17 protein-coding genes are annotated in these 21,562 nt (G+C 72.1%); 8 read left to right on the forward strand and 9 right to left on the reverse strand.

The window, feature by feature from the left end; all coding sequences use genetic code 11:
* Positions 1-65: 65 nt before the first annotated feature.
* Positions 66-1,202 (reverse strand): non-hydrolyzing UDP-N-acetylglucosamine 2-epimerase, encoded by a 1,137-nt coding sequence (gene wecB, locus EMA17_RS38975; protein WP_246127185.1) that lies wholly within the window; start codon positions 1,200-1,202, stop codon positions 66-68.
* A 46-nt stretch (positions 1,203-1,248) separates the two neighbouring features.
* Positions 1,249-2,583 carry an XrtP-associated glycosyltransferase gene (locus EMA17_RS38980; protein ID WP_126641963.1) on the reverse strand — a complete coding sequence of 445 codons (1,335 nt, stop codon included), beginning with the start codon at positions 2,581-2,583 and terminating at the stop codon, positions 1,249-1,251.
* A 392-nt stretch (positions 2,584-2,975) separates the two neighbouring features.
* Between EMA17_RS38980 and EMA17_RS38985 the strand changes: the two genes are divergently transcribed.
* From EMA17_RS38985 to EMA17_RS38995, 3 genes are all read left to right on the forward strand, one after another.
* Complete coding sequence (locus EMA17_RS38985) at positions 2,976-4,244, forward strand: glycosyltransferase 87 family protein (RefSeq protein ID WP_218043218.1); 1,269 nt, start codon at positions 2,976-2,978, stop codon at positions 4,242-4,244.
* 80 nt (positions 4,245-4,324) lie between these two features.
* Positions 4,325-5,005 carry a hypothetical protein gene (locus EMA17_RS38990; protein WP_126641942.1) on the forward strand — a complete coding sequence of 227 codons (681 nt, stop codon included), beginning with the start codon at positions 4,325-4,327 and terminating at the stop codon, positions 5,003-5,005.
* 59 nt (positions 5,006-5,064) lie between these two features.
* Positions 5,065-5,643, forward strand: a complete 579-nt coding sequence (locus tag EMA17_RS38995; protein WP_126641943.1) for a TetR/AcrR family transcriptional regulator — start codon at positions 5,065-5,067, stop codon at positions 5,641-5,643.
* A 108-nt stretch (positions 5,644-5,751) separates the two neighbouring features.
* Here the strand turns inward: EMA17_RS38995 and EMA17_RS39000 are convergent, their stop codons facing one another.
* The 3 genes from EMA17_RS39000 to EMA17_RS39010 all read right to left on the reverse strand — a co-directional run bounded on the left by EMA17_RS39000 (position 5,752) and on the right by EMA17_RS39010 (position 9,675).
* Positions 5,752-7,953, reverse strand: a complete 2,202-nt coding sequence (locus EMA17_RS39000) for a beta-glucosidase (protein ID WP_126641964.1) — start codon at positions 7,951-7,953, stop codon at positions 5,752-5,754.
* Between the two features lie 250 nt (positions 7,954-8,203).
* A complete protein-coding gene (locus EMA17_RS39005) occupies positions 8,204-8,398 on the reverse strand; it encodes a ferredoxin (RefSeq protein ID WP_126641965.1) in 195 nt (64 codons plus the stop codon).
* A gap of 20 nt (positions 8,399-8,418) precedes the next feature.
* On the reverse strand, positions 8,419-9,675 hold the full coding sequence (locus EMA17_RS39010; protein WP_126641944.1) for a cytochrome P450: 1,257 nt from the start codon (positions 9,673-9,675) through the stop codon (positions 8,419-8,421).
* A gap of 104 nt (positions 9,676-9,779) precedes the next feature.
* Here EMA17_RS39010 and EMA17_RS39015 point away from each other — a divergent pair, with 104 nt between their 5' ends.
* The 5 genes from EMA17_RS39015 (at position 9,780) to EMA17_RS39035 (ending at position 13,726) form a co-directional block, all read left to right on the forward strand.
* Positions 9,780-10,439, forward strand: coding sequence for a TetR/AcrR family transcriptional regulator (locus EMA17_RS39015; RefSeq protein ID WP_246127187.1), 660 nt, complete (start codon positions 9,780-9,782; stop codon positions 10,437-10,439).
* A gap of 209 nt (positions 10,440-10,648) precedes the next feature.
* A complete protein-coding gene (locus tag EMA17_RS39020; RefSeq protein ID WP_126641945.1) occupies positions 10,649-11,044 on the forward strand; it encodes a nuclear transport factor 2 family protein in 396 nt (131 codons plus the stop codon).
* Positions 11,045-11,194: 150 nt separating this feature from the next.
* Positions 11,195-11,578, forward strand: coding sequence for a MerR family transcriptional regulator (locus EMA17_RS39025; RefSeq protein WP_126641946.1), 384 nt, complete (start codon positions 11,195-11,197; stop codon positions 11,576-11,578).
* Between the two features lie 190 nt (positions 11,579-11,768).
* Positions 11,769-12,515, forward strand: coding sequence for a CmcI family methyltransferase (locus EMA17_RS39030; protein WP_126641947.1), 747 nt, complete (start codon positions 11,769-11,771; stop codon positions 12,513-12,515).
* 257 nt (positions 12,516-12,772) lie between these two features.
* On the forward strand, positions 12,773-13,726 hold the full coding sequence (locus EMA17_RS39035) for a GNAT family N-acetyltransferase (protein ID WP_126641967.1): 954 nt from the start codon (positions 12,773-12,775) through the stop codon (positions 13,724-13,726).
* Between the two features lie 96 nt (positions 13,727-13,822).
* Here EMA17_RS39035 and EMA17_RS39040 read toward each other — a convergent pair whose 3' ends face one another.
* From EMA17_RS39040 to EMA17_RS39055, 4 genes are all read right to left on the reverse strand, one after another.
* Positions 13,823-14,809, reverse strand: coding sequence for an aldo/keto reductase (locus EMA17_RS39040; RefSeq protein WP_126641948.1), 987 nt, complete (start codon positions 14,807-14,809; stop codon positions 13,823-13,825).
* Between the two features lie 229 nt (positions 14,810-15,038).
* A complete protein-coding gene (locus EMA17_RS39045) occupies positions 15,039-15,839 on the reverse strand; it encodes a peptidoglycan-binding domain-containing protein (protein ID WP_126641949.1) in 801 nt (266 codons plus the stop codon).
* Between the two features lie 234 nt (positions 15,840-16,073).
* Positions 16,074-16,880 (reverse strand): DJ-1/PfpI family protein, encoded by an 807-nt coding sequence (locus tag EMA17_RS39050; RefSeq protein ID WP_174861500.1) that lies wholly within the window; start codon positions 16,878-16,880, stop codon positions 16,074-16,076.
* Positions 16,881-17,496: 616 nt separating this feature from the next.
* The coding region (locus EMA17_RS39055; RefSeq protein ID WP_126641950.1) for a carboxyl transferase domain-containing protein at positions 17,497-21,562 on the reverse strand (4,066 nt) is incomplete at its 5' end.

A 21,562-nucleotide genomic window follows, 5' to 3' on the forward strand; every position in this document is an offset into this window, starting at 1 on the left:
GCCGACGCCGGTCGCCGGAACCCCCGGCGACCGGCTTCGGCCGTCGCGCGCACGGCTCGGGCGGCTCAGGCCGCCATCGGCGCCGCCACCCCGGCCAGCAGTCCGGTCGAGCGGGCGATCCGCGCCGACGCGAGGCCGTCCCCGTACGGACTGGCCGTCTCGGCCAACCGGGCCAGCCGCTCCCCGGAGTCGGCCAGCCACGACCGCGCCGTGTCGCCCAACTCCGGTCCCGGCCGGACCAGCACGGCGAAGCCCGCGTCGACCGCCTCCGGACGCTCGGTGGAGCGACGCACGACCAGCAGCGGCCGGCCCAGCACCGTGCACTCCTCCTGGACGCCGCCCGAGTCGGAGACCAGCAGCGCGGCATGCCGGGCCAGGGCCAGGAACTCGCCGTAGCCCACCGGCTCGACGGCGGTGATCCGCCCGAGCAGCGCGGCCAGATCGAAGCGTTCGACGGCGGCGCGGGTACGCGGATGCATCGGGAACAGCACCGGCGTGCCGGCCCGGGCGATGGCGTCGAGTTCGGTCAGCACGGCCCGCAGCGCCTCGGCGGTGTCCGTGTTCTCGGGGCGGTGCACGGTGGCCAGGACGTAGCCGTCGGGCCGCAGACCGTACCCGGCGAGCAGCGCGGCCCGCGCGGCCCGGTCGGGGAGTTGGCGCCGGACCACCTCGACCACCGTGTTGCCGGTGATCTCGATGCGGCTCTCGTCGACCGACTCGGCGCGCAGGTTGGCCGCGTTGGTGGCGGTGGCGGCGCACAGGACGTCGGCGACGTGGTCGACCATGACCCGGTTGTGCTCCTCGGGCATCGCCCGGTCGAAGCTGCGCAGCCCGGCCTCGACGTGGACGAGCGGGATGTCGCGCGCGTTGGCCGCCAGCGCGCCGGCGAGGGTGGCGTTGGTGTCGCCCTGGACGATCACCGCGACCGGCCGCCGCTCGGCGAAGGCGTCGTCGAGCTGGTCCAGCGAGTGGGCGATCTGCCCGGCGCGCGGACGCCCGCCGACACCGGTCAGCAGCTCGGGGCGGGGCAGGTCCAGGTCGCGCAGGAAACGCCCGGACATCGCCTCGTCCCAGTGCTGGCCGGTGTGCACCAGCCGGGCGGCGGGGCCGAGTTCGTGGATCAGCGGGGCGAGCTTGACCAGCTCGGGGCGGGTGCCGAGGACGACGGCGACACTGGCGGCGGGCAGGTGGGGCACGTTCACGTACGGATCTCCGAGCCGGGGGGCGGGGGTATCGAAAGAGTGGGGGTCAGGCTTCGAGCGCGGTGGGTACGCCCGCCGGTTCGACCTCGGCGTTGCGCCGGGTCTTGGCCCAACCGTTGCGGCCGAGCGCGAGCCGGAAGGCGGCCCGGGTGGCGACCACGAACAGGTGGTACGTGTACAGCCACATCAGGACGCCCCACCCCAGTCCGGTGAGCCATCCGCGGTCGGCGTGCACCCGTTTGCGATAGGCCAGACCCCACGCCACCATCGGCACCGCGGCGAGTACGAACGCGGCGGCCATCACCGGCCCGAAGCGGAACTGGAAGTCGGCCGTCTCGTCGGGGAACAGGATCAGCCCGACCCCGGTGATCGCCAGCGACAGCGGCGTGAGCAGCACGAGCAGGACACACACCAGCGGCTGGAGGAAGGTGTAGAGCACCTCGGCCTTGCCCGACCACCGGTAGTGCGGGGACGCCAGTACACGCCGCGTGTAGCGCAGGCACTGGAGGTTGCCCTGGGCCCAGCGGGTGCGCTGGGTCAGGAAGCGGCGGGAGAAGGGCAGTGCCTCCTGGGAGACCTGCGCCTCGGCGACGTGGGTGAGCCGCCAGCCCGCCAGGCGCAGTTCGAGGCCGGATTCGTAGTCCTCGAGCAACGCGCGCTCGGGCCACGGCCGACCGTCGTCGCCCGCGAGCGAGTCGAGCGCGGTGAGCCGGACGAACTGACCGTTGCCGCCCAGTCCGACACTGCCGGTACGCCGCCGCAGCAACTGCATGCCGGTGTTGTTGGCGCGGAACTCGATGTCCTGCATGCGGACCAGGAGCCGGGCCCGGGCGTTGGCGAACCGGCCGCGCTCGGGCAGCGGACGCGGGTCGTCGACGTTGCGCATCCGTACGCCGATCTGCACGGCACCGGTGTCGGGGCGGCCCATCGCCTTGTCGGTGCAGACCATCGCGAGGGCGCCGGGGTCGAGCCGGCCGTCGGCGTCGATCACGCCGACGATCGTGCGCGCGGGGTCGGCGTCGGCGGGGAGCCGGGCGCGGATCTCGCGGTAGGCGGCGTTGAGCGCGGCGCCCTTGCCGATGCGGGCGTCCGGGCGCCGGCGGCGGACCAGGTGCACCCGCTCGTCGTGCTCGGCGGCGGCGAGGACCAGTTCGCCGGTGCGGTCGTCGCTGTGGTCGTCGACGATCCACAGGTGCGCGTGCGGGGCGGAGCGACGCAGACCGGCGAGGGTCTGCGCGACCACGGCCTCCTCGTCGCGGCAGGGGACGACCAGGTGCCATTCGAAGGCGGTCGGGTCGCCGGGATCGGCCGGCCGGTTGTGCCGGAAGGCGTGTCGGGTGCCGGCCCAATAGACGAGGAAGCGGCCGAACACCAACAACATGTAGACGAGCAGACCGAGGGACAGCGCGGTGGCCGCCCAGAGAATGCCGGTCTGGTGGGCCAGGACGTACTCACGCACAGCGCCGGGGATGAAACTACCTCCAGTTCGAATCCAAGGCACATGTGCTCACGTGGTTGTCATTCGGTGCACAAAACGCCTCACGCACCATTGAATCTAAGGCAAATTCGGACAAATTCCAACCCGAAAGCCAAGTGGCGCGCCTCACCCCGGCCGGTCCGCCGGCGCCGGCACCCGTGCCGACGCCCGCCTGCCGCTCACCCACCGCCCGCCCGACACACCGACCCCCGCCGCGCGCCCGAAGACACGGAGAAGGCCATCCGACGGGTTAGTTTCGTCTCATGAGACGACCCATCGGGTCCGGTTCACATCCCATGGTTCGCCGAGACGCGGCCGCACCCCCACGCTTCGGACCGGCCGGGGCATGGGCGCAGTGGGGAAGACTCGGGGAACGACGGCGGATCGTCGGATGGACCCTCGCGTGCGCGTGCTCGATCGCCGTGTATCTGTACGTGCGACACCTCAGCCACCCGTCCATGGTCGACCTCGTCGTCTACCGCGCCGAGGGGCTGGCGGTGCGCGAGGGGATCGACCTGTACGGACCGCTGAACACGCCGCACGGCCTCGGCGCCACCTACCCGCCGTTCGCCGCGATCCTGTTCGTGCCGTTCACCTACCTGCCGCTGCGGGCGCTGCTCGGGGTCGGCGTCGCGGTGAACCTGCTGCTCGTCGCGGTCGTGGTGCGTTTGTCGATGCGGCTCGTGGATCCCGAGGGGCGTCGGCTCGGGCCGGCGGTGGTGCCGGCGGCCACGACCTTCGCCATCTGGTTCGAGCCGGTGTTCACGACCATGCGGTACGGGCAGGTCAATCTCGCCGTGGCGGCCATGGTCCTGTGGGACTTCACCCGGCCGCGCGGGGCTCCGCTGCGCGGGGCGGTGCTCGGGATCGCGACCGGGATCAAGGTCACCCCGGCGGTCTTCGTCGTGTACCTCCTCCTCACCGGGCGGCGCCGCGAGGCGGGCACGGCGCTGGCGACGGCGGCGGCGACCGTGGCGTTCTCCGCGATGATGCTGCCGGGGGTCACCCGACGGTTCTGGACCGACCTGGTCTTCGATCCGGATCGGGTCGGTCGGCTGGAGAACGCCGCGAACCAGTCGATCCGCGGCCTGCTCACCCGGCTCGCCGGCACCCGGGACCTCGGCCTCGGCTGGAGCGCGGTGATCGTCGGGCTGAGCCTGCTCGGCCTGTGCGGCGCGCTGATCGCGTACCGGCGGCGCGGGGACGCGTGGGGCCTGCCCGCGTGCGCGGCGACCGGGTTGCTGGCCAGTCCGATCTCCTGGAGTCACCACTGGGTGTGGTGCGTACCCATCGCCCTGCTGCTGTGGACCACCGTGCACGGCCCGCACACCCGGGCGCACACCGCGCTGTTCGCCGGTCTCCTGGTCTTCCCGAGTTTCCTGGTCTGGTCGGTGCCGCACCTGCCCGACCAGGAATGGCACATGACGGATTTCGAACTGTTCCGCTCGTCCTGCTACGTGGCGTACGGCGTGGCCTTCGTGCTGGTGGCGGCCGGTACGGCCCGGGTACGACCGACGCGTGTACCGCGCTCCGCGGCCGAGTTGACTGCCGGGATCCGGCAATGACCCACGCGCGGGCGGACCCTAGGCTCGCCGGATGATCATCGGGCCGATCCCGGGGGGATCGGCCGAGGTACGGAGGACGCATGGGCAGGATCCGCATACGCTCGGTGGCCGTCGCCGCGCTGGCCCTCGGACTGGCCGCGGCCGGGTGTTCCACGTCGGAGGACGAATCCGGCGACACCCCCACCCGGGTGAACACGGTGATGGGCGCGACCACGTTCCACGCCAAGGGGTCGACCACGGCGGTGGCCGGCGGCACCCAGGAGATCTGGTTCGACCCCCGCCAGGGCCTGCACATCGTGATCACGATCGGCGGGACCGAACGGGCCGGCGAGATGTTCTGCCACGGCACGGACCTGTACACGAGCACCGACCTCGCGGTGGAATCGCTGCGCAAGGCGGGCGGTTCGGCCTACGACGTACCCGCGGACCTGAAGCAGTCCTTCGTGCGGACGCCCGCCGGGGACGGATGCGGCACGTTCTACGAGGTCGCCTCCTCGGCCAAGGAGGACAAGAAGCTCGCCGCCCCCGTCGGCGGCGTGCCGACCACCGCGATCGTCGCCCACCAGGGCACCACCACCGACACGTACTTCATCGCCACCGGGGACAAGCCCTACGTGCTGCGCCTGGACTCCAACCGCGCCGGCCACGTCTCCAGCACGACCTACGACTCCTTCGGCGCCCCGGTGAGCATTTCGCTGCCGACCGAGGACCGGATCGTCTCCATGACGGACTTCCGCACCAAAGCCACCCTCCCGCGGTGACCGGTGGGGCGGGCGGCGATCGTGCCGGCCGCCGACGGCACGCGCATTAGGGTGGCGGCATGGTGAAGCGTGGCCCGTATGGGAAGGGTGAGGCGAAGCGGCGGGAGATTCTTCGGGTCGCGCTGGAGGTATTCGCCGAGGAGGGGTACCGGGGGACCTCGCTGCGCAAGGTGGCGGCGCGTTGTGATCTGAGCCTGCCGGGGTTGATGCACTACTTCGCGTCCAAGGAAGACCTGTTGACGCAGGTGCTTCGGGCTCGGGACGAGGAGAACGGGCGGCTCTGGAACGAGTACGAGGGGCCCGATCCGCATCTGGAGATGGTGCGCGCGGGTGCGCGGGCGGCCGGGTTGATCGAGTTGTTCGTGTCGATGGCGGCGGCCGGCAGCGACCCGGAGCATCCGGCGCACGCGTTCTTCGCCGAGCGTTACCCGCGGGTGCGCGGGCAGATCCGTGAGTTGTTGGCCCGGCAGGCGCGCAACGGCGTGATCGAGAGCACGATTCCGCCGGAGCGGCTGGCGGCGCTGGTGCTCGCGGTGGCCGACGGCATCCAGTTGCAGTGGCTCAACGATCGTTCGGTGGACATGGAGCAGGCGCTCGAAGACCTGTTGGAACTGATCGCGCCGCCGCGCCCCGAATAGCCGTCGCCTCACGCGTGGCGGTCGCGCCCGGCCGGCGCCCGCGTTCGCGGGCAGGGGTGGGCGGGGAGCCCACGGGGAAGGGGTCCCCGCCCACCCGACTCGCCGCCCTCAGCCGACGGGGGCGGCCACGCGGGCGGCGAGTTCCGCGAGTCGGTCGTGGGGGATGATGCCGCCGGCGAAGTCGGCGATCACCTCCAGCGGGACGCCCTGCGCCGCGCGCAGCAACATCGGGTCGTCCGCCAGGCGCGAGGCGATCGCGTGCTCGGTCGCGGCCAGGCATTCCAGGAGCAGCGGTCCGCCGACGGGGTGGGCCAGCCATTCGCCGAGCGTGCTGCGCTGGTCCAGGCCGGTGCGCGAGGAGTCCTCGACGTCGACCTCGACGGACAGGCGCACGTCCCGCGAGGACGCCGCGGCCTCGATCCGGTAGGTGCCGCCCTCCACCCGCCAACCGTCCTCGCGCACGCTGTAGTAGGCGAGGTCGGCCCGGGCGAACGACACCACCACCTCGCGGCTCTCGCCCGCCTCCAGCCGCACCGACGCGAAGCCGCGCAACTCGCGCACCGGCCGCTCCACCCGGGACTCGGCCGGCGCGGCCGAGTAGATCTGTACGACCTCGCGCCCGGCCCGGTCGCCGATGTTGGTCACGGTGACCCGGACCGTGAACCCGGCACCCTCGTCGGTGCTCTCCACACGCAGGTCGCCGTAGTCGAACGTGGTGTAGGACAGGCCGTGCCCGAACGGGAAGGCGACCTCGCGGCGGGCGGCGTCGTAGCCCCGGTAGCCGACGAAGACGCCCTCGGCGTAGCGCACATGGCCCTCGGAGCCGGGGAAGGACAGGAAGCTCGGCGCGTCCTCCAGACGCAGCGGCACGGTCTCGGCGAGCTTGCCGGAGGGGTTGACCGCGCCGAACAGCACCCGGGCGAGGGCGCCGCCGCCGGCCTGCCCGAGCAGGAAACCCTCGACCAGCGCGGGCACCCGGTCGTGCCAGGGGGCGGTGCGCACCACGCCGCCGTTGGACAGCACCACCACCACCCGCGGATTGACCGTCGAAACCCGGTCCAGCAGCGCGAGTTGGTCTGCGGGCAGGTCGATGTGCGCGCGGTCGAAGCCCTCCGACTCGTCCTGGCGGGCCAGGCCGAGGAAGAGTACGACGGTGTCGCTCGCGGCGGCCACGCGCACCGCCTCGTCGGCCAACACGGCCGGATCGGCGTCGGGTTCGGGACCGTCCGGCAGCGGATAGCCGGCGGCGAACTCGACCCGGGCGCCGTCGGCCAGCGCGCGCAGCCGGTCCAGTGGTACGTCCACCCGGGTCGGCGTCACCTGGGAGCTGCCGCCGCCCTGGAAGCGCGGCGTGCGGGCCAGTTCGCCGAGCACCGCGATGCGCCCGGCGGTCGGATCCAGGGGCAGCAGCCGGTCGTCGTTGCGCAGCAACACCACGCAGTTGTCGGCGGCTTCGCCGGCGAGGCGGTGGTGGTCGTCGTAGGGCGCGGTCGAGCCGTCGCCGGCCGGCCGGGCACCCCGGTGGGCGAAGCGGATCAGCCGGGCGACCGAGCGATCCAGTACGGCCTCGTCCAACTCGCCGGATTCGACGGCGGCGACCACCTCGCGGTCGGTGCGGCCGCCGGTCGGGGGCATCTCCAGGTCGAGGCCGGCGCGCAGCGCGGCGACCCGGTCGCGGACCGCTCCCCAGTCGGACATCACCAGGCCCTCGTAGCCCCATTCGGCGCGCAGGATGTCGGTGAGCAGCCGGGTGTTCTCGGACAGGGTCACGCCGTTGACGCCGTTGTACGCGCACATCACCGCCCACGGATCGTCGTCGCGGACGATGCGTTCGAAGGCGCGCAGGTAGATCTCGCGCAGCGGGCGCTCGTCGATGTCCGCGCTGACCCGCATACGTTCGGTTTCCTGGTTGTTGGCCGCGTAGTGCTTCAGGGTGGCCCCGACGCCGGCGTCCTGGAGGCCGCGCACCATCGCGCCGCCGAGCGCGGCGGAGTGGGTGGGGTCCTCGGAGAAGTACTCGAAGTTGCGTCCGCACAACGGCGATCGTTTGATGTTGATGCCGGGTCCCAGGAGAACACCGATGCCGTGCGCGGCGGCCTCGACGGCGATCGCGCCGGCGACGCGGTGGGCGAGTTCGACGTCCCAGCTGCTGCCCAGGGCGACGGCGGGCGGAAAGCACGTCGCGGGGGCGGCAGGGCGCAGGTCGAGCTGGCCGTTCTGCGGGTCCTCGCTCTGGAGCCGCAGTCCGTGCGGGCCGTCGGACATGGTGACCGACGGGATGCCGGCCGCGTCGAGCCCCTTGGTGGTCATCTGTCCCGCACCGCTGGTCAGCGCGGCCTTGTCGGCGAGGGTGAGGTCGTGCTCCACCTGGCGACTCCGATCGATGGCTCCGTGGGTGGGCCGGGGAGGGCACCACCCGGTTCGAAAACCATAAGGTGATCGGTTTTTATGGTCAAGGGTGCCCGACGACCTCCGGCGCGCCGTCGAATGGGCGTTCGGCGCGGCGGGTGTGGGATCGGGGCCGGGCCCGATCGATCGCGGGCCCGGTCCCCGGGGGGCGCTATTCCTCGGTCACCCGGACCGCGCCCGAGGGGCACAGGTCGGCCGCCTGGCGGGCGGCGCGGTGGGCGCGGGGCTCGGGGCGCGGCGTCAGTACGGTCACGAGGCCGTCGTCGTCCTGGTCGAAGACTTCGGGCGCGGTCAACGCGCACAGACCGGCGCCGACACAGACGTTCCGGTCGCCGGTCACCCGCAGCACGACCTGCTCCGGGGCGGTCACCACGTCACCGGGAGCTCGTTGACCCCCTGGATCGAGGCGCCCGACCGCAGTTTCACGTCCTCGACGGGGACGGCGAGCCGCAGCGTCGGCACCCGGTCGAACAACGCGGCGATGACCACTTCGAGTTCGAGGCGCGCCAGGTTCTGGCCGAGGCACTGATGGATGCCATAGCCGAAGGCGAGGTGGTGGCGCGCCGAGCGCCGGATGTCGAAGGTGTCCGGTTCCTCGAAGACCGAACCGTCCCGGTTGACGATGGAGTTGGCCACGATCACGCCGTCGCCCGCGCGGATCAGTTGGCCGTCGACCTCGATGTCGGCCACGGCCACGCGCCCGCCCGCGATGTCGGCGATGGCGAGGTAGCGCAACAACTCCTCGACCGCGCCCGGGATCAGGGTGGGATCGGCCCGCAAAGCGGCGTGCTGATCCGGGTGTTCGAGGAGGGTGATCACGCCGAGGGAGGTCATCGAGGCGGTGGTCTCGTGGCCGGCCACGAGCAACAGGATGGCGGTGTCGACCAGTTCGTCGCGGTCGAGCGCACCCTTCGCCATGTATTCGGTCACCATGTGGGACAGCAGGCCCGGACCGGGGTCCTGTTCGAATCGGGCGATCAGTCCGCCGAGGTAGTCCTCCAGCAGGTCGCGCGCGGCCACCGCCTCCGGTCCGTCCACGGCCTGGAGCACGCGCCTGCTCGCGTCCTGGAACAGGTCGTGGTCGGCGTAGGGGACGCCGAGCAACTCGCAGATCACCATGGAGGGAACGGGTAAGGAGAGCCGGGTGACCAGGTCGGCGGGCGGCCCGTCGGCGATCAGGTCGTCGATCGCGGCGTGCACGATCCGCTCCACGTCCGGGCGCATGCCCTTGATCCGCCGGACGGTGAACTCGCTGATGGTCATCCGCCGTCGGGGCCCGTGCTCGGGCGGGTCCAGGGCGAGGAAGCCGGGCTTGCGGTTGCGCAGCGCGTACAGGCGGGGTGAGGTCAGGGGGAAGTCGGGGTTCGCGCGATTCGAGGACAGCCGGGGGTCGGCCAGTAGTTTCCGGGCCGCCTCGTACCGGGTCACCACCCATGCCGGGCGGCCGTCGTACAGGGTCACCCGACGCAGCGAACTCGGCGCGTCGCGCAGCGTGTTGTAGGAGTCGGGCAGTCGGTAGGGGCAGGTGCGGTCGCTCGGGAAGGCGGGGGCCTCGTCGGGGCCGGCCCCGGTCGGGAAGGTCGAGGATTCGTCGGTGGGGAAGGTCGCAGCGGTCTCGGTCATCGATCCCCTCGCAGCCTTGATCTGATAGAGAACGAGTGGTTCTCTGCTTGGGAGGCTAGGCTCATCGCACAGAGAACGCAACGATCTCTCGATAACCTTGAGGAGTGAACCTGTCACCGAATGTCGGCCCGGTGGGCGGGGTGACCGTCGACCATCGCAAGGGACCACGACGCCGCGGCGAGGAACTGGAGAACGCCATCCTGGCGGCGACGCTGGCCGAACTGATGGATGTCGGCTACGCCGGACTGACCATGGAGCGGGTGGCCGCCCGCGCGCGCACGGGCAAGGCCACGCTCTATCGGCGCTGGTCCAGTCGTGCGGAACTGGCCATGGATGCCTGCAAGTTGATCAGCGTGGGGGAGAGCGAACCGCCCGACACCGGGGCGCTGCGCTCCGACATGATCGCGCTGTTGCGGGAGATGGCGGCCAGGATGGCCGGTCCGCTCGGCGGCATCCTGCGCGGATTGCTCGCCGAGACCACGCACGACCCCGAACTCGCCTGTCTGGTCCGGGAACGGATGCATACGGTCGGCCCGGAACGGACCCGTCGTGTGCTCGAACGCGCCGTCGAACGGGGTGAGATCGATCCCGGGGTGCCGACCTCGCGCCGAGCGGCGGTGGCCACCGACCTGCTGCGCAACGAATTCCTGCTGTTCGGGACGCCGATCGCGGACGAGGTCGTGATCGACATCGTGGACGAGGTCTACCTGCCGCTGGTGCTGATGCGCGCCGTTCCGGCGGCCGGGCCCGAAGCGGGGGCGTGAGCGCGGGCGTCGACGCGACCGCGTCCGACGTACCGCGGCCGGTTCGGGCGCACGTTCGGTCGACAGCGGCCGGAACACGCGTGCCCCCGGACCCGGGACGGCCATTACCCGCAGGGAATTGTCGGTCCCGGACGTGGGGCGGAGGATTGTCGTCACGGGCCGCCGCGCCGGCGGGCCGCACCCCCCACCACTCCCCCCGGAGGTTCGCCATGTCCGCGTTCAAGTCGACGGCCGAGGTCATCGCGCAGTTCAACGACGCGTTCACGAAGCACGACCCGACGCTGATCGAGGGCCTGGTCGGCGAAGGTTGTGTGATGGTCACCGTCCAGCCCGCCCCGGACGGGACCCGCTACGAGGGGCTGGAGGCGTGCGAGACCTTCTGGAAGGAGTTGGCGGCCGACCCGAAGATCGCCTTCCGGCCGGAGGAGGTCTACGTCTTCGACGACCGCGCGGTGATCAAGTGGCGGGTGACGTTCACGCCGGGCGAGGTGAACGAGGTGTTCGGCGAGGCGCACGCCGAGTCCACCACCGTGGCGGGCGTCAACCTCATGCAGGTGCGCGACGGGCGCATCGTCGAGGGGCTGGGGTACAGCAAGACGCCGTGATGTCGCGGCCGCGTCGGGCCTCGGCGACCCCGCGGTCGCCGCGATGCGGCCCTCGGCGACCCCGGCACGGGGCGGGTGCGCGACCGGGAGGCCTCGACCCCGGGCGAACGGGGTCGACGGCGTTCGGCGCCCGCCCGGCACAATTCCGGTATGACCACCACCGCGCCGCGCCACCTGACCCCGGCCGAGACGGCCGAGCGCTCCGGCTTCAGCCTGGACACCCTGCGCTACTACGAACGCATCGGCCTGCTCTCCGACGTGGGCCGCGCGCCCAGCGGGCATCGCCGGTTCACCGAGCAGGACCTGCAATGGCTCGGCATCCTGCGCTGCCTGCGGGACACCGGGATGCCGATCGCGGACATGCGCCGCTACGCCGAACTGGCCCGCACCGGCGACCGGGAGTCGCTGACCGAGCGGATCGCCCTCCTGGAGCGGCACGACGCCTCGGTGGAGGAGCAGATCGCGCTGCTGCGGGCGCGGCAGGGGCATCTGCGGGGCAAGATCGACTACTACCGGTCGGTGCTGCCGGACTGATCCCGGGACCGGTCGCGTGTGCTCCCGGCGGACGACGGATGACCGCGCGGCGTTCGATGATGGAACAATCCGTGTCGACAGCGCCGAAACCGGGCGCGATGGTGTGCTCTCCCGATATGGATGTACGGGCACGGGTACGGGTGCCGGAGCACTCCGGCCCGTCCGGACGCCGGGACAGGAGAGGGCCGCCATGATCGACACCGACACCGACAACTTCGACGGTGACCGGTTGCCGCCGACCGTGGTCGCCGACCACGAGACGACGCTCCTGGAGTACCGGCGGGCCCGCGGCCGGCAGCACGTCCGCGATTGGTACGCCGGTCTGCGGATCAAGAAGTTTCCCGAGGACCTGCGCGTGTTCGAGCACGTGCTGTGGTCCTCGCGGACACAGGTCGTGGTGGAACTGGGTACCCATCTGGGCGGCTCGACCCTGTGGTTCCGCGACCGACTGCGCACCCTGGCCGGCTACGGCCGGGTCCCCGAGGCCGTCCGGGTGATCTCGGTCGACCTGGACCAGTCGCGCGCGGCCGCGCTGCTCGGCTCCGCCGATCCGCACTTCGCGCGCGACATCACCCTCGTCGCGGGCGACGTCCGCGACCCGGGGCTCGCCGAACGCGTCGAACGACTGGTCCCGCCCGGTGCGCGCTGTCTGGTCGTCGAGGACACCCTGCACGAGTACGACACGACCGCCGCCGCGCTGCGCAACTTCGCCCACCTGGTGCCCGACGGCGGCTTCTTCGTCGTCGAGGACGGCATCGTGGACGACCCCGACCTGTGCCCGCCCGGCATGCCGGGCGGCGTGGTCCCGGCGATCACCGACTGGCTGGCCGGCGACCGCGGCAGCGCCTTCACCACCCGCCGCGACCTGGAACTCTACGGCGTCACCAGTCACCCACACGGCTGGCTGCAGCGGGTACGGCGCCGCCCGGCGCCGTAGCGGCGGGCCGCGCGGACGGGCACGGGAAGCGCGGGGCGCGCGTCCGGCCCGCGCGGGAAAAGCGTTTGCGGGTGACGGGCGTTGTTCGGTAGAAAGTGCGGCCGGACGCCCTTCGGCAGACAGCCGCGGGGGACGTGACGACGAGAGGAGGGACACGCGATGTACACCGTCATCACCGCGCCCGTGTCCTCCCGGGGGACCGACCGAGTCTGACCCCGGAACGGACGGGGCGCTCTTCACCGGAGTATGCCTTGACCGTGGAACAGCAGGACCCGATCACGCGTCCGATCACCGGACGCGACGAACTCGCCCTCTTCTCCCTACTGCCCTACGTCCTCAACACCGAACTGTCGGACGACCTCGCCGCCGGCCGCCGCCGACCGGAATGGATGTGGGTCGCCCTGCGCGGTGACCGACTCCTGGCCCGAGCCGCGTGGTGGAGCCGTCCGGGCGACCGGCTGCCGCGCTACCTGGACATCCTCGACGTCGACGACGGCGTCGACGGTGTCCCGGCGGCGGAGCGCCCGGAGTTCGCGGCGCGCCTGGTGCGCACCGCGTTGTCCGACATCCTGCCCGCCGGGACCCGCCCCCCGGAGTACACCCGCTTCGTCCCGCCCGACTGGCGCGAGGACACGCTCGTCGGCCCGGCCGTGCGAACCCGCATGACGGCGCTGGAGGGCCTGGGCGCCCGGCTGTTCGTGGAGCGCCTGCGGTTGGAATGGCGCCCCGGGACGCCGATCCCGGAGCCGCGCGGCCGACTGACGTTCCGTCCGGTGCACGACACCGAGGAACTGGTCGCGCTGATGACCGGGGTCCTGGAGGGGACGTTGGACGCGCACGGGCGGGACGAGCTGATCCGAATGACCGCGCGTGAAGCGGCGGTTGCCCAGTACGACGAGGAACTGGACCGCTACGCGAGCCCGAAGGAGTGGTGGCGCGTCGCGACGCTGCCGGACGGGGAGCCGCTGGGGTTCGTCATCCCGGCACACAACGGCTACAACCCGGTCATCGCCTACATCGCGGTACTGCCCGCGCATCGCGGCAAGGGTTACGTCGACGACATCCTGGCCGAGGGCACCCGCGTGCTGGCCGCACAGGACGTGCCCCGGATCCGCGCGGCGACGGACCTCGGCAACATCCCCATGGCGAACGCGTTTCGGCGGGCGGGGTATGTCAACTTCGAGCGTGAGATCAATATGACCTGGCGCTGACGGGCCGGCGGGCGAGGACGCGGAACGCGCCGTCCTCGCCCGCCCGCTTCGCCGGATCCCGGACCGGCTCGAACTATCCGCCGCCCGGGGTCCGGTTCAGTGCGCGCTGTCCAGCCGGGTGCGCTGATCCGGCGTCAGTTCCAGGTCCACGGCGGCCAGGTTCTCCGCCAACTGCGCGACGGAGGAGGCGCCGGCGAGCGGGACGATCGGGAACGCGCCGCCGATCTGCCAGGCGAGCACGACCTGGTTCACCGTCGCCCCGATCTCCCGCGCGACCTCCCGCAACACCGCCAGCCTCGCGGGCGTGCCCGGGTGGTCGTAGTCCGGCGGCAGCGGCTTGTCGGGCCGCGCGTACGCACCGCCGAGGAGCGGCGAATAGGCGACCAGGGTCAGATCCGGCTCGGCGCGCAGGTAGCCCAGCAGCTCCGGACCGGCGTGACCGAGGCTGCCGTCGGGGAAGAGCGCGTCGGGTATGTCGTAGCGCGGGCGCAGGTGGCTGTGCTGGTACTGGAGCACCTCGTACCCCGGCACCCCCGCCGCCGCGGCGAGCGAACGGGCCCGCTCCACGCGCCACACGGCGTGATTGCTCGCGCCCAACAGGCCGACCGTACCCCCGGTCACCAACTCCCCGAAGGCCTCCACGGTTTCGCGCGGCGGCACGCTCCGGTCCTCGATGTGCGCGTAGAGCAGATCGAGCCGCTCCACCCCCAGCCGCTCCCGGCTCCGCTCGGCCGCCTCGCGAATCGCCTTCGCGGACAGGCCCTCGGCGTTGTCGATGTAGCCGGTGCCCGCCGCGAGCGGTGCCGCGCCCAGCTTGGTGGCGATGACGATCTCGTTCCCGACGCCGCGGCTGCGCCGCCAGCGTCCGAGCAACGCCTCGCTCTGCCCGCCGAGTCCCCCGTCGACCCAGAAGGCGTAGTTGTCGGAGGTGTCGATGAACGTGCCCCCGGCCTCGACGAAATGATCCAACACCGCGTAGGAGGTCTTCTCGTCGGTCACCGACCCGAACAACATCGCCCCCAGCGCAAGCACGCTCACCTCCCGACGCGTGCCCGAATCGACCCCGATGGTGCGGTACTTCATGGAGACCCCCAACGCCGCGGCCCGCGATGTCCCGGGCCCGAGGGCACGAGTCAACAACCTGGACCGCGCTCCAGGTCAACCCGTCGGCGCCTGCTCGGGGGCGACGGGGCGATCGGGAGCCGACCGACGCCCGATCCGTGCGCGTCGACGGCAGCGAGGTCGGCCGGGTCGAAGCCCGCGTCGGTGGGAACCGACCCGGGCCCGACCCGACCGCCTCGCGGATGGTGCGTCAGCCGACCCGGAAGCCGTGTTGGCCGGCCAGGCGGGTCAGCGATCGTTGGCCGGGGATGCCGTTGGCGTCCTGGCCGGAGTAGCCGAGGCGGCGTTGGTAGGCGGCGTAGGCGTGGATCGTGGCGGTTCCGAAGGAACCGTCGACGTAGGCGGACGCGAGCAGGCCCTCGGCCTGGAGCGCCTGCTCGACCAGGAGGACGTCGGTGCGGTGCGCCGCCGAGCCCTGGGGCGCGGGTGGGTCGAGGCGCGCGGAGTCGAGGATGTTGGCGAGGCTGACGGTCGGGATCCCGCCGCCGGACCTACCGCGCGGGTCGTGCGGATCGGCGGTGGGTGGGCAACCGTCCGGGAAGCGCGGGGCCAGATAGCCGGTCACCCGCGCGTCGGTGCGCCGAAACGTGTGCGAGTAGACGCCGTTGCCCTGGCCGCCGTCGCCGCCGGCCGGGATCGTGTTGCCGCCCTTGGTGTACACGTGGACGTCGTCGAAGCGGACCACGATCTCGGTGTGCGCGCCGTTGCCGAAGTCGACCCAGGCGCCCCAACTCGGGTATTCCGACCACTGGCCGTGCGCGCGGGCCCAGTTCGCGAACGCGCCGACGTTGTCGACCTTGGGCACGATGTCCGCGAGGCCGACGTCGTTGTACATGCACCAGTCGAAGATGACGCACCACGGCACGCCGTCCTCGCCGAACTCCCGTCCCCACTTGGTTTGGTTGTCGTACCCGTCGCGGGCGTTCCAGCTCTCGTATACGCCTTCCGGTACAGCTTGGAGATGTGCGATCAGGTCGTCCCATGTAGCCATGGGCGGCCCCCATTTCACGCCGGGCGGAACGTATTCTCGATGGCCGGGGTGGGCGGTCCCGTTCCGGTGGACCCGAACAGACCCCGGGCGCGTTCCGCGGCCGCGGCACGGAACGCGCACTGACGTCGATCGGGGCATACCCACCGACCTGCGATGTGTACCACGAGTATATGTTCGATGACGTGGTGTAGTCATATGGTCGTATCATCGGACTGCGAGAGCGGGCGGGGGTCGCTACCGCGCGGCGGAGTCCTCGATCAACTTCAGGGCCAACGCGCGCAGTTCGGCGTCCGCATGCTCCGGGCTGCCGGTGTCGTACGGCGGATCCGGGTCGTACTCGATCGCCAACTGCGCGGCCTGGGCCACCCGATCGTTCGTCAACCGGGAAGTGAGGTGCAAAGCCATGTCGATGCCGGCCGAGACGCCCGCCGCCGTGACGATCTTCCCCGCCTCGACGAACCGCCCCGGGGTGTAGGTGGCGCCGAACGTCGCCAGTTGCCCGCGCGAGGCCCAGTAGGTCGTGGCGGGCAGGCCGCGCAGCAGGCCGGCGGCGCCCAGGATCAGGGATCCGGTACACACCGACGTGGTCCACGTGGTGGTGCGGTGCATGCGGCGGATCCAGTCGAGGGTCTCGGCGTCCCGGCTCGCCGCCACCATGCCGGGGCCGCCGCCCGGCACCAGCAGTACGTCGGCGCCGCGCACCTCGCGCAACGACCGTTCGGCGATCAGCGCCACCTGCCCGGTGTCGGTGTGAACGCGCCCGGCCCGGCGCGCGACCATCGTCACCCGGGTGCCCGGGACCCGGCACAGGACCTCGTACGGTCCGATCGCGTCCAGCGCCGTGACCCCCTCGTAGAGCAACACGGCGACGCGAACCCGGCCCGGGGCACGGTCGTCGCGGTCGGCCGCCTCCGGCAACCCCTCCTCCGACGCCCCGGCCGTCCCCGACGCCCCGGCGGCCAACAGCCCCGCTCCCACCGCCGCGACGACCGCACCCTTCAGAATCCCGCGACGACCCTCGTCCCGCTCGTCATTCACCATCAGGACACCTCTCACTCGACACGTGCTCGGCGTTCCCTCTCGCCCCAGCAGTCGGCCGGCGAGCCGGTGAAGTTCCCACGGTGAGCGGATTCCGACACCAAGTCCCTTGAAACAAACGGCTGTTCGCGACGGCCACCAGTCATACACGCGGCCGGGCGGGCGGCGCTTCGCCGGGCCGTCCCGAATACCCCCCAGAAATCTGGGATTTCGCCGCACCGTGCACAGTGGCGAGGATGTCGACAGTGCGGTGCACGCGAGCGCGACCGCGCGGTCCGGGCGGCGACCGGACCGCGCGTGTCGCCCGCGCGCGGGCACGGGGGTTGCCGAAGCGGCGACCTGGGGGCGGAAGTGGCGCGCGCGCCGGCGAAGTCGGCGTCGTATCGAACGCGCAGGGGCCGTGCGATCCGACGGATCGACGCCTTCGGAGCGCGCGCCCTTTCGATCCGGGACACACACCACAACCGCGTCGATCGGGCCGCCGGTTCGGCGGCCGTCCGCCGGACGACGCGACTCGTGACCGGTCGCGTGATGGGGCCCGGCCGGGTGACGGGGCCGAGCGCGGCGGCCCCGACTCTCCGTTTCCGAAGAGCCGGGGCCGCCCGGTACGTTCCTTCGCTCAGCCCGCCGCGGCCGCCGAGTCCGGCTCCGCCCAGTGCGTCCCGATCGCCTCGATGATCCGCGGCCGCAACTCCCGCGCCTCGATCACCGCGTCCACCGAACCCACCTCCACCGCACGGCGGATGTCGTGGACCCGGTCGAACTCCGCGGCGACCTCGCCCAGTTTCTCGGTCCGGACCGACGAGCGCAGTTCGTCCAGCTCGGCGGTCAGCGTGGCCCGGTCCGCGCCGGAGGCCGCCGCCGCGCGCGACTCCAGGTCGCGGACCCTCGGGTCGGCCGCGGTGCGTGCGTTGACGTCGCCGGCGAACACCACCGCCGCCGCGGGCGCCCCGCCGAGGACCGACGCGAACGAGCCCTCGATGGCCAGCACGGTCATGTTCGGGTTGAGCGCCTTGGAGAAGACCACGAACGCGCCGCCGTGGTAGCGCGAGATCACGCAGAACACGATCGGCCCGCGGAAGTTCACGATCGCCCGGCCGATCTCGGCGCCGTATTCCAACTGCAGCTTGCGCATCGACTCGGGCGAGCCGTCGAACCCGGACAGGTTGGCCAGCACCACCAGCGGCCGGTTCCCGGACGCGGCGTTGATCGCCCGCGCGGCCTTCTTGGACGACTGCGGGAACAGCGTGCCCGCGGTGTAGGTGGCCGGCCCGTCCGTGGGCGGGAAGCCGCGTCGCGGCACCGCCCGGGACTCGATGCCGAGCAGGCACACCGGCATGCCGCCCAGGTGCACGTCCTGGACCGCCGCCGTGTCCGCGTCGGCCATGCCCGCCCAGCGCTCCAGGACCGGGTGGTCCTGGTCGGACAGCGCGCGCATCACGGTGCGGATGTCGAACGGCTTCTTGCGGTCGGGGTTGGCCTCGGCGGAGAAGATCTCCCCGACCGTGGTGAAGTCGCTGCCCTCCACCACGTGCGGGAAGGTCGACACGTCGCGGTCCTTCGGGTCGGTGGTGCCGGTCCGACGCGGCGCGAGTTCGCCCGGGACGACGTAGGTGTGGTCGTAGTGCGACATCAGCACGTCGCGCGCCGCGTTCAGGTCCGGCGCCCAGTACTGCGCCTGCCCGTTCGGGCCCATCACCCGGTCGTAGCCGCCGATGCCGAAGTTGTCCTCGGCCGACACGCCGCCGGAGAAGTCGAGGGCGTGCTTCCCGGTGAGCACCATGGCCGAGTCGGGGGTCATCACGAGGATGCCCTTGGTGTGCATGAGCATGGTGGCCTCGGCGTTCCAGTACGGCTGGGCGCCGACGTTGATGCCCGCGACCACGATGTTGATCTCGCCGCCGTCCTGGGTGAACGTGACGATCCGCTTGAGCGCGGCGGCCACCCAGTCCATGTTCTCCGTGCCCGACTCCATCGAGATCCGGGCACCCGACGACAGCGCGTACCACTCCACCGGCACCCGCATCCGCTCCGCGAGGTCCAGCGCCGCGATCACCCGACGGCACTCCGGCTCGGACAGCGCCCCCAGCGACTTCGTCGGATCGCCGAGCAGGACCACGCGGGTGACACCCTCGGGGTGCCGTGCGGTGGCGGTGCGGACCACGCCCGCCACGATCGCGGCGGAGTTGGTGCCCTTGGGCCGGTCGACCGGCACGAGGGTGTGCTCGTGGTTCAGGTCGTACTCGACGAAGTCACCGAGGCGGTCCGTGAGTTCGTACGGGTAGACGGTGTTGCGGCTGCTCGCGCGCAGCACCTTCAACCGGTAGCCGTCCAGCGGCTCGACCGGCTCGTCCGACGGCTCGCCGATGGTCAGTTCGGTACCGCCGGCGGCGTCGAAGGGGATCCGTACCGCGATCTTGGTCAACTCGCCGGTCTGCGGGTCGCGCTGGCGGGCGATGAACAGGATCTCCTCCAGGCCCGCACCCGCGGTGGTCGGCCGCACGCGCCCGGCGATCATCTCCATCTCGGCGTGCGTGAGTGCGCTCGGCGGCCACACGTAGACCACGATCCGGTTGGTGTTGAAGCGCTTCGCCGACGGTCGCCGCGACTGGGCGCGGCGGATCGAGTCGAGGCAGGTGGCGAGGATGTCCTCGGCGGTCGGCAGTGCGACCAGTCGGCCCTCGTGGTCGCGGAGTTCGGTGAGGTCGCGGACCTGGGCGAAGGCGACGAGGCGGTCGTCGGCGGGGTTCTCCCTGGCCACGCACTGGAAGAGGTAGACCTCCTCGTCCGAGGACGGCAGCCGGGTGAGGTCGAACTTGCTCAGCCGCTCCAACTGCATGCGCTGCGCGATGTACGGGTGCAGACCACGAATCAGCCGCTCCTCCACCATCCCGGTGTCGGACGGGCGGAACGTGAAGTGGTGGTGCATCACCGCACCGCCACGACCGGCCACCGTGGTGGTCAGTCGGCGGACCCGAGGCGGCAGCGGCTGCGCGGCGACCACCTCGTGCAGCGCGGCGGCCGTCGCGTCCGCGCTCTCCGGCTGGTTCTCCCAGGACAGGTAGATGTCCGCGTCGATCGGGTTGCCGTCGGCGGCCAGTTCGGCGAGGCCGCGCAGCGCGCCGCCCAGGGCCTCGAAGCCCACCGCGGCGGAGACCAGCGAGGAGCCGGCCCGCTCGGCGACCACGAACGTGCAGCCCGCGATCTCGCGGGTGCGCACGTCGGTGAGGCCCTTGTTGCCGTAGTAGCGCCGGGTCAGCACCTCCAGCATGGTCGCGTTGTCGAGGTTGTCGCGGACCAGTCGCTGGCCGAGCAGCCGAACCAGGGGCTCGGTGCTGCGCACCATCTCGGCGACCCGCTCGGCGCGGTCCGGAGTGTCCGGGTGCGCGTCCAGGTGACGCAGGTGCTTGCGCACGCCGGCGTACACACGGGCGCGGTTGCGGCGCAGCAGCGGCCGGCCGAACCAGTCGTAGACCACGCCGCGCGCGAGGTCGGCGAGCACGGGGAAGCGGACCTGGGTGGCGGCGATCAGGCGCTCCAGGGCCAGACCCGCGGGCTCGTGCAGCGTCGCGTCCGGCGGCGCCTCGCGCAGCCAGGAGCGCAGCAGGGTGGCGATGACGGCGGCGTCGGCGGAGGCGCGCTGCTGGGCGAGGAAGATCCGGAACACCGCGGCTTCGAGCTCGGCCGACGGCTCCGGCTCGGTGACGCCGTAGTGGGCGAGTGCCTTGGCGAGCTTGGCCCGGAACGCCGGGGGCAGTCCGGCGCGTTCCACGTCCAGGCTCTGCAGGTAGCTGTGGAAGTACTCGCGGGCGCTGTGCAGGTGGCCGTCGCCGCCGACGTCCTCGCCCGCGGGCCGGTTGCGGCTCAGTTCGGCGAGGTCGGTGAACATCTCGACGAGTTCCAACTCGCGCACCAGCGGTCGGTGGCCGGCCTCGGCGGCGGCGGTGCGCGCGGCGAGGTAGTCGTCGAGCACGCGGCGTTCGTCGTGCGGGTCGACGTCGAAGCCGAGCAGCAGGCTGCGAAGGTCCTCCTGGCCGCGCCGGGTGCGCGCACGCACGGGGACGGTCTCCGGCGCGGCGGGCAGGTCCAGCTCGACGGACGCGCCGGCGGTGGTGTCCTCGGCCTCGCCGTCGTCGTCGGCGAGCGGTTCCAGGCGCAGCAGCGGGGCGCCGGTCTCCACCTGGCTGCCCACGGAGACCGAGCATTCCTTCAGGCGTGCGCGGAACGGTGCGCGGAGCACCGTTTCCATCTTCATGCTCTCCAGGACCAGGACCGGGGCGCCGGCCTCGACCTCGTCGCCGACCGCAAGGGGGGTCGCGACGACCAGGGCGGGTGCGGGGGAGCGTACGACGCCGCCCTCGTCGCGACCGACGCGGTGGGTGACGCCGTCGACCTCGACCAGGTGGGTCGGCCCGTGGGTGGCGGTGAGCAGCCGGTAGCGGGTGCCGTTGACCACGATCTGACCGGTGTGCCGGTCGAACCGGTCGAGCTCGACGTCGGCGGTGCGCACCACCTCGCCCGCCTCGATACCGACCCGGAACCGGTGCGCGCCCACCCGCGCGACGCGGACACGGTAGCCCACACCGCGCAGCTTCAAGTCGAGCGGTCGGCCGCTCTCGTGCTGGACCTGCGGCCGGCCGCCGAAGGCGGTGGACAACAGCCGCTGGCGTTCGGCGCGCTCCTCC

Source organism: Embleya hyalina, assembly GCF_003967355.1.
Taxonomy (GTDB): Bacteria; Actinomycetota; Actinomycetes; order Streptomycetales; family Streptomycetaceae; genus Embleya; species Embleya hyalina.

Excerpts from the sequence above, each read along its gene's own strand:
- EMA17_RS39050 (WP_174861500.1), bottom strand. The coding sequence starts at position 16,880 with ATGGTGAATGACGAGCGGGACGAGGGTCGTCGCGGGATTCTGAAGGGT.
- EMA17_RS39030 (WP_126641947.1), top strand. The coding sequence starts at position 11,769 with ATGATCGACACCGACACCGACAACTTCGACGGTGACCGGTTGCCGCCG.
- EMA17_RS39000 (WP_126641964.1), bottom strand. The coding sequence starts at position 7,953 with ATGACCACCAAGGGGCTCGACGCGGCCGGCATCCCGTCGGTCACCATG.
- EMA17_RS38980 (WP_126641963.1), bottom strand. The coding sequence starts at position 2,583 with ATGTTGTTGGTGTTCGGCCGCTTCCTCGTCTATTGGGCCGGCACCCGA.
- EMA17_RS39040 (WP_126641948.1), bottom strand. The coding sequence starts at position 14,809 with ATGAAGTACCGCACCATCGGGGTCGATTCGGGCACGCGTCGGGAGGTG.
- EMA17_RS39010 (WP_126641944.1), bottom strand. The coding sequence starts at position 9,675 with ATGACCGAGACCGCTGCGACCTTCCCCACCGACGAATCCTCGACCTTC.
- EMA17_RS39020 (WP_126641945.1), top strand. The coding sequence starts at position 10,649 with ATGTCCGCGTTCAAGTCGACGGCCGAGGTCATCGCGCAGTTCAACGAC.
- EMA17_RS38985 (WP_218043218.1), top strand. The coding sequence starts at position 2,976 with ATGGTTCGCCGAGACGCGGCCGCACCCCCACGCTTCGGACCGGCCGGG.
- EMA17_RS38995 (WP_126641943.1), top strand. The coding sequence starts at position 5,065 with ATGGTGAAGCGTGGCCCGTATGGGAAGGGTGAGGCGAAGCGGCGGGAG.
- EMA17_RS39025 (WP_126641946.1), top strand. The coding sequence starts at position 11,195 with ATGACCACCACCGCGCCGCGCCACCTGACCCCGGCCGAGACGGCCGAG.
- EMA17_RS39045 (WP_126641949.1), bottom strand. The coding sequence starts at position 15,839 with ATGGCTACATGGGACGACCTGATCGCACATCTCCAAGCTGTACCGGAA.
- EMA17_RS38990 (WP_126641942.1), top strand. The coding sequence starts at position 4,325 with ATGGGCAGGATCCGCATACGCTCGGTGGCCGTCGCCGCGCTGGCCCTC.